General features: G+C 69.7%; 10 protein-coding genes. 6 read left to right on the forward strand and 4 right to left on the reverse strand.

All coding sequences use genetic code 11. The features are described from left to right. Positions 1-10: 10 nt before the first annotated feature. The gene (locus tag ACQEU1_RS38805; RefSeq protein WP_433213643.1) at positions 11-1,012 is read left to right on the forward strand and encodes a hypothetical protein; all 1,002 of its coding nucleotides are present in this window, start codon (positions 11-13) and stop codon (positions 1,010-1,012) included. On the opposite strand, the gene ACQEU1_RS38810 is transcribed toward ACQEU1_RS38805, so the two are convergent. Continuing rightward, the gene (locus tag ACQEU1_RS38810) at positions 1,002-2,345 is read right to left on the reverse strand and encodes an IucA/IucC family protein (protein ID WP_433213646.1); all 1,344 of its coding nucleotides are present in this window, start codon (positions 2,343-2,345) and stop codon (positions 1,002-1,004) included. The two genes, ACQEU1_RS38805 and ACQEU1_RS38810, sit on opposite strands and share 11 nt — an antisense overlap. Before the next feature lie 22 nt (positions 2,346-2,367). Here ACQEU1_RS38810 and ACQEU1_RS38815 point away from each other — a divergent pair, with 22 nt between their 5' ends. Next, complete coding sequence (locus ACQEU1_RS38815) at positions 2,368-3,810, forward strand: IucA/IucC family protein (protein ID WP_433213649.1); 1,443 nt, start codon at positions 2,368-2,370, stop codon at positions 3,808-3,810. A gap of 47 nt (positions 3,811-3,857) precedes the next feature. Then, on the forward strand, positions 3,858-5,933 hold the full coding sequence (locus tag ACQEU1_RS38820; RefSeq protein WP_433213652.1) for a glycoside hydrolase family 2 protein: 2,076 nt from the start codon (positions 3,858-3,860) through the stop codon (positions 5,931-5,933). Here ACQEU1_RS38820 and ACQEU1_RS38825 read toward each other — a convergent pair. The 3 genes from ACQEU1_RS38825 to ACQEU1_RS38835 form a co-directional block, all read right to left on the reverse strand. Beyond that, positions 5,930-6,928, reverse strand: coding sequence for an IS481 family transposase (locus ACQEU1_RS38825; protein WP_433216997.1), 999 nt, complete (start codon positions 6,926-6,928; stop codon positions 5,930-5,932). The genes ACQEU1_RS38820 and ACQEU1_RS38825 overlap by 4 nt on opposite strands. Positions 6,929-7,049: 121 nt before the next feature. Next, a complete protein-coding gene (locus tag ACQEU1_RS38830; RefSeq protein ID WP_433213655.1) occupies positions 7,050-8,009 on the reverse strand; it encodes a chitinase in 960 nt (319 codons plus the stop codon). A gap of 141 nt (positions 8,010-8,150) precedes the next feature. Next, positions 8,151-8,900, reverse strand: coding sequence for a metallophosphoesterase (locus ACQEU1_RS38835; protein WP_433213658.1), 750 nt, complete (start codon positions 8,898-8,900; stop codon positions 8,151-8,153). 85 nt (positions 8,901-8,985) lie between these two features. Here ACQEU1_RS38835 and ACQEU1_RS38840 point away from each other — a divergent pair, with 85 nt between their 5' ends. From ACQEU1_RS38840 to ACQEU1_RS38850, 3 genes are all read left to right on the forward strand, one after another. Beyond that, positions 8,986-9,615, forward strand: coding sequence for a 4Fe-4S single cluster domain-containing protein (locus ACQEU1_RS38840; protein WP_433213661.1), 630 nt, complete (start codon positions 8,986-8,988; stop codon positions 9,613-9,615). 95 nt (positions 9,616-9,710) lie between these two features. Beyond that, positions 9,711-10,787 (forward strand): effector-associated domain EAD1-containing protein, encoded by a 1,077-nt coding sequence (locus tag ACQEU1_RS38845; protein ID WP_433213664.1) that lies wholly within the window; start codon positions 9,711-9,713, stop codon positions 10,785-10,787. A 66-nt stretch (positions 10,788-10,853) separates the two neighbouring features. Then, positions 10,854-12,260, forward strand: coding sequence for a hypothetical protein (locus tag ACQEU1_RS38850; RefSeq protein WP_433213667.1), 1,407 nt, complete (start codon positions 10,854-10,856; stop codon positions 12,258-12,260). Positions 12,261-12,262 lie beyond the last annotated feature (2 nt).

Genomic DNA, 12,262 nt, shown 5'->3' on the forward strand with positions numbered 1-12,262 from the left:
AATGAGGGTCATGCCGACGCCTGCCCAGTGGCTCGACGCGCGCGCCCACCTGCTCGAACACCGCCACCGTCTGGCCGTCGAGGCCGTCGCGCTGTACCCGGACGTGCCCAGGGTCGCGGGCACGCCCCTGCTGACGTCGCCTGACTGGACCCCGGCCGCGCCGGTGCCGCTGGCGGAGCTGTCCCTCGACCTGCGCGAGTCACCGGAGCTGCCCGCGTTGCCGCTGTCCGCCGTGCCCGACGGGTTCGGAAGTTACTCGGCCGCGATGGCCGCGCTCGCCGCGCCGGCGGTGTTCCAGAACCGCGAGACCTACCGGCTGCTGGGGTTCGACGGCGGGCACCTCACGTTCGGGCTCGGCAGCTACTTCGACGGCATCGACGTCGGCGAGGCCTGCGCGCACGAGTACGCGGACCAGGTGGCGGGGCTGCCGTTGCGGACGGCGGTGGGCGATCCGTGCGACCCGCGGCGGCGGCCGGTGAACGTCGCCATCAGCACGCTGACCCTGCGGCACGACGTGACGTCCGGGGAGGCGACGTTCTTCCTGCACTGGCGTGACCCGAAGCGGGTCGGGCACGCGGGCGGGATGTTCCAGGTGCTGCCGGTCGGGGTGTTCCAGGGAACGTCCGAGGCCGACTTCTCGTTGTGGCACTGCATGATCCGCGAGTTCGCCGAGGAGATGCTCGGGGCGGAGGAGATCGGATCGGTCGACTACGACGCGTGGCCGTTCGCGCGGCGGCTGACGGCGGCGGCGCGGGTGTACTACCTCGGGATGGGCGTGGACCCGTTGACGTTCGCCACGGACGTGCTGACGGTCGCGGTGATCGAGGCGGCGGAGTTCGACGCGTTGTTCGGGGACCTGGTGGCGCACAACGACGAGGGCCGGGTGTTGCGCGGGCTGGAGTTCACCGAGGAGAACGTCGAACGGTTCGTGAACCGCGAACCTACGCAGGCCGCCGGTGCCGCCGTGCTGTCGCTGGCGTGGCAGCACCGGGCGGCGCTGCTCAAGCCCTGAACGGGTTCGGCAGGTACGCCCAGGCTTTGGTTTCCGGCTCGAGGCGCATCAGCGTGAGAGGCTTGGCCGGCAGCGGGTCGTTCAGCAGCGCGTGCCGGTCAGGGGTGTCCGGGATCGCCTTGGCCACCACCGCCCACAGGTCGGCCGGGTCGGCGTCGAGGGTGTCGATCAGGCCGGTCAGCGCGGTCGCGAAGAACGTCGCGAACGTCTTGGCGCGCAACGCCTCCCGGTCCGCCTGCAGCCTCTCCGGCAGGCCGGGGCGCGGGCTGACCCGGATGTCGGCGAGATCGCGGTAGATCACCCGGCTCGGGCGGCCGTCGACCAGGCCGAGCACGAGGTTCTGCTCGTGCGCCTCCAACGCGACCCCTCGGGCGAGCAACGTCATCAGCGGCGGCACGGTCAGCTCGGCGAACTCCGCGAGCCACTCGACCGGGTCCGGTATGCGGTGGTTCCGCAGCGCGGCCAGAGGGAGCAGGGTTTCGCCGTCACGGGGCACAGGCTTGTCGCGCAGGATCACGCCGAGCCGGCGGTCCGGTTCGCCGTTGGTCAGCACGGCGGCGGATGCCCGGTTGTGCTGCAGTTCGATGCCCTCGACGGCGGAGCTCAGGAAGTCGGAGACGGTCGTGGCGGTCGCGATCGAGCCCGCCGAGATGTCCCGCACCGCCGAGGTGATCTGGGCGCTCAGCGTCGTCTTGACGTGCCAGGAACCGGTCGAGAGCGTGCGCAACGCCATCAGCGGGCTTGCGTCCATGGCGCCCGCGGTGGTGATGCCCAGCCGGGCCGCCTGCCAGGGGTGCACGGGCAGCAGGATCCGGTCGCCGTCGCGAAGATCCTCCGGCCAGTCGCCGAACGTCACGTGGTGTGCCGCCGGGTGCAACGCGAGTCGCACGATCGGGCGGTGTTCCGGGCCGTGCGCGAGGTGGTCTCCCGCGGTGAAACCCGTGCGATTGCGGCAACACGGGTGAAACGGGTGGCCGTCCACGACGCTCTGCTCGTGCTCCTCGAGCGTCCTCTCCAGGAATGGAGTGGTGAGCGGGCTGGTTGTGCGGGACAGGGCCAGTCCGGCCACGCTGTGGGCGACCTCGGCGATCAGGTTCTCCGAGCGGGGCCAGCGTTGTGCGGTGAGGAGGTCGACCGGGTGGTCGTAGGCGTCCGGGTCGGCGGTGACCTGCGGCAACGGTTCGAGCGCGAACGCCCGGCGCAGGCGCGCGAGGATCGCCGCACGGGCCCCCGGCAGCTCCGCGAGGAATCTTTCGGCGCGGTTTTCGTCGAGCGCGGCGAGGAAGTCGGACTCGATCGGCGTGTGCGTCAGAATGACTCGATCCTGACACACAGCCAGAGGGAAGCGGACACCGGTGGAAGCGATCACTGATCCCGACGGCATCACCTCGACGGCGCTGCTGAACTGCCTGCGCCGCGAGGTGGGGGAGTGGGCGGACGGCACGCTCCGGCTGCCCCGCACCGGCACGCTGCTGCGGGCGCGGGAGGGCCGCTGGTTGTCCGACCCCGAGGTGTTCACCGGTTCGTGGCAACCGTTGGCGTGGCACGAACTCGCTGTGCTCATCAGCAAGGAGCTCGGAGACCCGCCGGTGGGGTTCCTGGACGAGATCGCAGGCTCGCGGTCGGCCATCGCCGCCGTGCTGGACGTGCGCACCTCGCCGCCCGCCGATCTCTACCAGCGCTCCGAGCAGGCGCTGGTGGCCGGGCACCGGTACCACCCGGCGCCGAAGGGCCGCGGCGGGACGCCGGCGTCGGAGTGGCTGCCGTACTCGCCCGAGGTGCACGCGAGCTTCCCCTTGGCGCGGCTGGAAGGTGCGTTCGTCGACGACGGCGAGGTGCCGTTGCCCACCGGGGTGCTGCCCGCGCATCCGTGGCAGCTCTCGTTGCTGGGGCTCTCGGCCGAGGTGTCCGGTGGCGAGGTGTGGCCGACGTCGTCGGTGCGCACGGTCTACGACCCCGCCGCCGACCTGTTCTACAAGTTCAGCCTCGACGTGCAGATCACCAACGACGTGCGCCGGTTGTGGGCGCACGACCTGCGCTGGATTCCGCCGCTCGCGCGTCTGCTGAGACCGGTGTTCGCGGACATCTCCTCCGTGTTCCCCGGTGCCGCCTTCCTGATCGACCGCGGTTACCGGACCTCTCCCTCGTCGTTCGAGGGCCTCGCCGTCGTGGTGCGCGACGGCCTTCGGCAGCACGTGCTGCCCGGCGTGACCCCGTTGCTGGCGGCGGGGATCAGCGAGGGGTTCGACGGGAACCCGTTGGACGGCTTGGACTCCGACGGCGCGCTGCGGTGGTTCCGGCAGTACATCTCAGTGGTCGTGCCGCCGGTCCTGCACGCGTTCTTCGCCCACGGCGTGGTGATGGAGTGCCACCTGCAGAACGTGCTGGTCGGCGTGGACGGTGCCGGGCTGCCGGTGCAGGCGATCTTCCGCGACCCCGAGGGCATGCGGCTGCTGCCCCGGCACGCCGAGCTGCTGTCCTCAATGGACGGACTGGACGGGTCGCGCGGCGTGTCGGAGGCCAAGGGCTGGGAGCGGCTCCAGTACTGCCTGATCGTCAACCACCTGATCGAGATCGCCGGTGCGGTGCTGGAGCGGCACCCCGGGCTCGACGTGTGGGGCGAGGCGCGCGCTGTTTTCGTCGACTACGCACGTGATCACGGCTCGCCTGCGTTGCTCTCGTCGTTGCTGGCCGCGCCCGTTGTTCCGGCCAAGGCGAACTTGCTGCTGCGCTGGACGCGGGCGGAGGGGGCGGCGAGCCGGTACGTCGACTGCCCGAACCCGTTGTACCGGAACTAGCTCACGTCGTTGACACCGTTTTCATCGCGCCCCTAGCGTCATGGGACATGACACGTCTGCCGGCGTTGCTCCTGCCGTTGGTCCTGCTCTCGGCGATGTTCGTCGGTGTGCCTGCGGCTTCGGCCTACGTGCCACCGGTGACCCGCGCTTCCGTGAACCTCGAGGCGGGGTGGAAGTTCCTGCGCGCCGATGTTCAAGGGGCTGAAACGCCGGGGTTCAACGACGGGTCGTGGGCGCAGGTCACCGTGCCGCACACGTGGAACGCGACCGACGGCCAGGACGGCGGCGCGAACTACTACCGGGGAATCGGCTGGTACCGCAAGCACTTCACGCCGTCTTCGAGCTTGGCGGGACGACGGCTGTGGTTGCAGTTCGACGGGGTGAACCAGGTCGCGGACGTGTGGGTCAACGGGGTGAAGCTCGGGCAGCACCGCGGCGGGTTCGCCGGGTTCCGGTTCGACGCGACGGCCGCGCTGAAGCTGGGGCAGGACAACGTGATCGCGGTCAAGGCCGACAACGCGGCGAAGCCCGACATCGCCCCGATCTCGGCGGACTTCACGTTCTTCGGCGGCATCTACCGGGGTGTCTCGCTGACCGCGCTGGACCTGCTGGGCGTGCGCATGGGCGACTCCGGCGGGCCTGGTGTGTACCTGCGGCAACGGTCGCTGACCGACGCGTCGGCGACCGTCGAGGTGACCACGAAGGCCTGGAACAACAGGGCGTCCACCGCGCGGGTCAAGGTGCGCACGGTCGTCGCCGATCCCGCCGGGGTCGTGGTGGGGGAGGCCGTCACGGGTGTGCGTTCGGTCAACGCCGCCACCGGGTTCGACACCGTGCAGACCGTCACGATCGCGCGCCCGCACCGGTGGAACGGCAAGGCGGACCCGTACCTGTACCGGGCCAGCGTGGAGATCGTCGACGCCGACTCCGGTGCCGTGAAGGACGTCGTCACCGAGCCGTTGGGCCTGCGCACCACCGCCGTCGACGCGGCGACGGGCTTCTCGTTGAACGGCAAGTCGTTGCGGCTCAACGGGGTGAACGCGCACCAGGACCGGCTCGGCACCGGCTGGGCGCTGAAGCCCGCCGACGTGCGCCAGGACTTCGACCTGATGGACGAGATGGGCGTCAACGCGTTGCGCACCGCCCACTACCAGCAGGCCGAGCAGGTCTACGACCTCGCGGACGAGCGCGGGTACGTGGTGTGGACCGAGATCCCGCTGGTCAACGAGATCACCGACAGCGCGGCGTTCCGGGCCAACGCCCAGCAGCAGCTGCTGGAGATGATCCGGCAGAACTTCAACCACCCGTCGATCGCGTTCTGGGGCATCGGCAACGAGCAGAAGACCAGCAACACCGCCACCAACAACCTGTTGCGCGACCTGGCGGCCTCGGTGCGCGCGGAGGACTCCGGCCGGCTCTCGACGTACGCGAGCCACATCGGCGACCTGGACCCGGTGTCGTCGCACGCGGATCTGGCCGCCTACAACAAGTACTACGGCTGGTACGACACCAGCAGCACCGGCCCCGGCGGCTGGGCCGACCGCCTGCACGCCCGCGACCCCGGCCGCAGGATCGCGCTGAGCGAGTACGGCGCCGGCGGCAGCGTGGTGCAGCACGAGGAGAACCCGCGCCCGCCCGTGACGACCTCGCGCTGGCACCCGGAGGAGTACCAGACCCTCGTGCACGAGAACCACTGGGCGGACATCAAGACGCGGCCGTTCCTGTGGGGCACGTTCGTGTGGAACATGTTCGACTTCGCCGTCGACAGCCGGTCCGAGGGCGACACCCTGGGGCGCAACGACAAGGGCCTCGTCACCTACGACCGCGCGGTGCGCAAGGACGCGTTCTGGTTCTACAAGTCGCAGTGGACCGACACGCCGTTCGTGCACCTGAACAGCGCCCGCTGGACCCAGCGCACCGCCGCCGCGACCACGGTTCGGGCGTACGGCACGGTTTCCGACGTGCAGCTGATCCTGAACGGGGTCGCCATGCCGAAACCGCCCGCCGCTGACCGCACCTACACGTGGCCGATCACGTTGCGGCCGGGCACCAACACCGTGACGATCACGGGGACGCGCGATGGCCGTGCCTACACCGACACGGCCACCTGGACGCTCGGCTAGCTGTAGTGCCCTGAGAGGTTAGGAACGCGGCTGGCGGGTGGCTTGCCTGCGAGTGCGGTGTGACCGCGGTGGTGATTGTAGAGATGCAACCACCGCGGGAGCGCTTCGCGGCGTTCGTTCTCGGTGCGGTAGGGGCGGGCGTAGGCCCATTCGTCGAGCAGGGTGCGGTTGAAGCGTTCGACTTTGCCGTTGGTCTGTGGCCGGCGTGGTCGTGTGCGTTTGTGGGTGATCCCGGCTGTGGTGAGGGCGTCGTGCCAGAGCCGGGATCGGTAGCAGGATTCGTTGTCGGTAAGAACTCGATGAACGGTGATCCCGTTGGTGTGAAAGAAAGTCTGCGCGCGTGACCAGAACGCGATGGCGGTTTCCTTGGTCTCGTCGGTGAGGATCTCGGTGTAGGCGAGGCGGCTGTGGTCGTCGACGGCGTTGTGCAGGTAGCTGTAGCCGAGGTTGGCGCGGCTGCTGTTCCTGCGTGGCCGGGCGGGATCGCGGTGGGCGGAGCTGTTGCGTGTGCCGATGGTCCGGCCGTGGACTTTGTGGCCGCCGCCGTCGGGGATGTTGCCCAGTTTCTTGATGTCGACGTGCACGAGATCGCCAGGGGCGGCGTGCTCGTAGCGGCGGATGGGCTGGCCGGTGGCCCGGTCCAGGTGCCGCAGCCGGGCCAGTTGGTAGCGGCGCAGGACGCGGTGCACGGTCGATGGGTTCAGGTCGAGCAGGTAGGCGATGCGGGCGGGTCCCCACCGCCGGTCCAGTCTGACCTTGATGATCCGGCGTTCCTGGCGGGTGTGGGTGCGAGCAGGGCTGGAATGCGGGCGTGAGGATCGGTCGGCCATGCCCGCGAGGCCTTCGGCGCGGTAGCGGTCGGCCCAGCGTTTCGCGGTGCTGACCGAGACCTGGAACCGCTCTGCGGCTCGTCGAAGCGGCCATCCGTCATCGACGACACACCGGGCCAGGCGCAGCCGGCCCAGCTCGGTCAGCGGTGCGTTAGCGTGAGTAATCGAGGGCCTCCTGGCTAGCCGGTGCAGATGTCGCAATCCACACCGAACCCGGAGGCCCTCCCTCATTCCAAGATCATCCGATCACGTGTCGGACCGTTCGCAACGTCTCGGGTCAGTACAGCTAGCCGTTGTACGCGGAGAAGATCTTGGCGAACTCGTAGGGCTGCTGCGGGATGTTGTTGCAGCGGTACAACGCGCCGGTGCACGCGTTGGCGTCGCGGCCCTGCTCCCAGAACGACAGCATGCCGAGGTGCACCGAGGACGCGAAGGTCACCAGCGCCCGCGCGTCCTTCTGGTAGAAGATCTCGTTCTGCGAGTCGTTCACGCCGAGCATCGGCGTGACGCCGACCTTCTTCCACGCGGCCGCGTCCGTCAGCCCGTACACCGACTTGACCTGGGCCTGCGTGGCCTTCGCCGCGGCGATCGCCCGCGCGCCCTGGTCGGCCGGACCCATGTAGTAGTCCATGGCCATCACGTTGACGAGGTCGAGGTTCACGCCGGCGTTCTTGGCCGACCGCACCACGTTCAGGCCGTCCGCGGTGAGCCCGGACGGCAGCACCGGCAGCGTCAGCGAGATCTTCAAGCCTGGGTTGCGGTCCTGCAGGATCTTCAACGCCTGCGAGCGCCGCGCGATCGTCGTCGGGTCGGCCACCGCCGCCCCCTCGATGTCGAAGTCGGCGTACTTGAGCGAGTACGCCTTCACCACGGCGTCGTACTCGTTGGCCAAAGCCGTTGGCGTGGTGCAGTAGTAGGCGAGCTCGATGCCGGAGGCACCGCCGAAGGAGATCTTCACGTCACCGCCGGCCGCGCGCAGCTTCTGGATCTCCTCCTTCTGCCACCCCGCCCGCGGGTCGTAGGCGCCGAACCAGCTCGCCTTGCACCCGTACGACGTGACGAACCCGAGCGTGAAGCTCTTCACGCCACCCTTCTTCGCCATGTCCGACAACACGGGCGTCGGCCACGCCCCCATGTCCACGTAGGGGGCGACCGACGACACCGTCGCCGCCTGAGCCACCGCCACGGGCAGCACCGCCGCCGCGACGATGGCGGCCAAACCCAGTTTCACCAGTCTGTTCAGCATGACGAACTCCTCGGGCCAAGGGGTCGCGGCGGCTGATTATTGGTATAGACCAGAGCGCGCGCATTGGCCAGACCGCGGACCGTTCCCGGTCGCCCCGGGGCGAAGCTCGTGTCAGATACGGGGGCAAACCCTGACAAATCCTCAGTCGGCGTCGAGCACGAGCGGCGCCCACGACTCCGCGCCGGTGCGCCCATGTCCGGGATCCACCCCGATGAACATCCGGCCGTTCACCCGCACCCGGACGTGCCGGGCCCGCCAGTCCGCCGTCGCCCGCTGCCGGATCCGCCCGTCGCACGTCCACCGCTGATCCCCGAAGTGCACGACCGTGGAGTGCCCGTGAATCTGCCCGAACGGCACGATTCCCTCGTACCGCATCCACGGCTCGTGCAACGCCGCTCCGGACTCAGCCCACAACGGCCCGGTGCGCGGATCACGCCCGTGCGCACCCATCCGCCAGATGACCTCGGGCCGTTCGTTGAGCAGCGCAGCCGCCTCCACCGCAGCCCCAGGCTCACCCAACTCCTGCCACACGGCCAACGTCACCCCGGCGTGCGTGAGCAGGAACTCCTCACCACCGACCGTGACCGCCGCCGCCACCCGCATCCGCCCGTCTCGCCACCACTCCCGCAACACGGCGACACCCTCCGCCGGCAACGGGTCCGGCCAGAACACCTCCTGGCCCTCCAGGTACTGCGCCTCGTGGTTGCCGACGAGCTGCACCCAGCCCGGCCCGAGGCGTTCCGCCACGACCTCCAGCACCCCCATGCTGTCCGGCCCGCGATCCACCAGGTCGCCGACCTGGATCACGACCCCGCCGTCCAGCCCGGCCAGGGCCCGCCGCAACTGGCCGGCATGCCCGCCCACGTCCCCGATGACAGCCACCCCGGCCATGTCCACCCCCTGCGCACGACGCTACCCGCGCCTGAGCGCCGGACCGCGTGTAACGATCGTTTGGGGGTGTGGCGACAACAGGAGCATGGTCAGGCTCAACGTCGCCTCCACGTGCGTCGGCACCTCGGCGCTGGGGCCGGGGTTCCGGTCCGTCGTGTGGGTGCAGGGATGTCCGTTCCGGTGCAGGGGGTGCGTGGCGCCGGAGTGGATTCCCGACGTGCCCGCGCGGCTGGTCGGCGTCGAGGAGCTGGCCGCCGAGCTGCTGGCGGACGACCGGGTGGACGGCCTCACGTTCAGCGGAGGCGAGCCCATGGCCCAGGCAGGGGGACTCGCCGAGCTGGCTCGGGAGGTGCGGCGGACGCGGGACGTGTCGATCGTCTGCTTCACCGGGTTCACCCTGGACCGGTTGCGGGACAACGGGATGCCGGGCACGGCCGACCTGCTGTCCGAAGTGGACGTGCTGATCGACGGCCAGTACGTGCGCGAGCGCGACGACGGGCTCGGGTTGCGGGGCAGTGCGAACCAGGTCGTGCACCACCTGACCGGACGGCTCGCGGACGCCGGCTACGACTTCGAACACCGGGAGCGGACCACCGAGGTGAGGGTGGGGGAGCGGGAGGTCTCGCTCGTCGGCGTGCCCACGGCCGACCTGCTGGTGCGGCTGGCCCCGGTGCTGGGAGGACCTGGCAGGGCAGGCCGGCCGCCTCGCGATTGACGTGCGCGCCCCTTTTCCGGACGGGTGCGAATACCGGACCGGGTGTCATCGTGCGCCGCGAATAACGCGAGTCCCGTCGACGGTGTGCGGTCACCGTGCCATACTTCGCCTCCGCCGAACACGAAGGTGATCGCCATGGCCGAATCGGAGAGCGGATTTTCCGGTGCCCGACCTGCTCGCGTTCCCTCCTGTTGCGGAAACCGAGACCGGAAAGTGATATGAGCGACGGGCTCTCGCCGGAGGAGATCGGGCATCTCGCGCGCTTGTACTGGTCGGTGGAAGCAGCGCTGGACGTTCTCGTGGAAAGCGGTATGCCACACGAGCTGGTATCCGCTGTTTCTCATGACGATGACGTCCTGACGTTCTGGGAAGAGGTGTCGGACCTGCTGGAAGACGGCGTGATCCAGGCCGGGCGGGCCCGGTTGCTGGACGTCGTGCGCCGCCGCTACCCCGGGAACGCGCTCTTCTCCGAACGGTCGCCGGAACCGTCGACGATCTACCGGTCGGAACGCGACATCTACGTCATCAAGGAGATCAGAGGCGACCTCCACGTCAGTCAGGGCCCAGGAGAGCTGCCAGGGCCACAGGCTGCGGAAAGGGTTCTCACCAGCGTTTTCTTCGTCGGCGCCAGCCCGTTCGACATCGACCTCGGCCGGTTGCGGGCCGACCGCGAGTTCCTCTCGATCCAGCGCGAGGAACGGCCCGGTGTGCTGCGAGCGGTGAGCCGGACCGCCACGAACGTCACCGATCTCGCGGCCCTGCTGGAGGAACGCCCGGACGTCCTGCACCTCGCCTGCCGGGCCTCGGACGGCGTGCTCCGGTTCGAAGACCCGCACGGTGGTCCGCACCTCGTTCCGGCGGAGGCGCTGGCCCGCAGGTTGCGCGGCTATCACGACCACGCCGATTTCACCCTTTCGGGCCTTGTCCTTTCCGCAGGCCGCAGCGCGGAGTTCGCGAACCTGTTCGACGGACTCGTACAAACCGTTGTCACGTGGAATAACGACCTCGACGATGAGTGCGCTGTCGCGTTCTCCGCCGCTATGTACAAGCACCTGGTGCAAAGCTCGGTGCGGTCACTCGGTGCGGCCGCCAGAGTGGCGGCGGAAGAGGTCGGCGGCGAAGACGCGGAATGCCGGAACCTCCCCGAACAGCTGTACGTGCGATCGATGTAACGAATCCCCGCTCTTCGCTGACAAGACGGGTGCTTGTTCCCGTGGTGTGCGTCTAGGGGTGGCTCGATGAGCGGAAGAAAACGCATTTACGTCGACGAAGGCGAATGGAATCGGCTGCGGCAGGAAGCGGGCAAGCTCGCGGAGCTCAAGCGCGACGTGCCGAAGATGGTGGAGCGGATCCGCGCGCAGACCCAGGCCGACATCGAGACGTCGATGCGCGAGGTCGACCAGCGGCACGCCCGGTTCGAACAGACGATGGCGCAGCTGAGCGAGCACACCCGCGAGGTCGAGCGCGAGACGGCGCGGCGCCTGCGGGAGAGCAACGAGAGCCTGCACCGCGAGATCGCCGCGCAGGGCGAGCAGCTGCGGACCGAGACGTCGGAGGCGTTGCGGCGGCAGCAGGAGACGCTGACCAAGGCGATCGACCGCGAACGCCAGGAGCGCGAGCGCAAGCAGGCCGAGATCGGCGCGAAGGTCGACGCGTTGCGCGCCGACCAGGACCGCGCGGAACGGATCGCCCGCGAGTACGCGGCGGACGCCCAGCTGTTGCGCGACCAGGTGGCGCAGTACCCGCACGAGCGGTACCTGCCGAACCGCCTCGCTCCGCTGGAGGCCAGGCTGTCCACTCTGGTGTCCAACGTGCACAGCGGGCTCGGCGCGCACAGCCTGAGCGCGGCGCAGGAGCTCGTCCAGTCGTTCAGCGAGCTGCGGCTCGACCTCGAACGCCTCGACCAGGAGTGGCGGGCGTGCCGGATGGCCGCCGAACGCGACCTCGTCCGGCTGCGCGAGCTCATGAGCCAGAACGAGAAGATCGACCTCAGGGGCCGGCTGCCGGAGGGTTCGCCGAGCGACCTGCCGGACGTCGACCACTGGTCGCGCGGCGCGTTGTCGCGGCTCTCGGCCGAGGTCGACTCGCTGCTCGCCCAGGTCCGCGACGACGCCCAGCCGATGACCACGGAGGCGTTGCTCGCCGTCGTCGACACCGTGCCCGACTACGAGCAGCGGCTGGAGACCGTGGTGACGCAGGCGGTCACGGCGATGCAGGCCGCGCAGCTGCGCACCAACCTGGCCGAGCTGATCGCCGACGCGCTCGATCACCACCACCACTACCAGGTCACCACGGCGGGGTTCGCGAGCGAGGACCAGCGCGAGGCGTTCCTCGCGAAGTCCGTGCACCACGTGAGCGGCAGCGAGATCGTGATCGAGGTCGAGCCCGGCGAGCGCGTCGACGGCCCGCCGTTGGTGCGGCTGCACAACTTCGACGCGGACGGCGCCTCGGAGGCGGAACGGGCCGCGCGCACCCGGTCGATCCACCGCAACGTGCTGGACCACAGCGGGATCGACCTGCGCGCGACCGAGGAGTACGCGGAGCCCGACGAGCGCAAGCGCGACATCGAACCGATCATCGCGGGCGGCGGCCAGGCGGCGCACCGGCCCCGGCCGGAACACGGCCAGGTCCGCGAGCGCGGCTGACG

This window comes from Lentzea sp. CA-135723, from assembly GCF_050936595.1.
Lineage (GTDB): Bacteria > Actinomycetota > Actinomycetes > Mycobacteriales > Pseudonocardiaceae > Lentzea.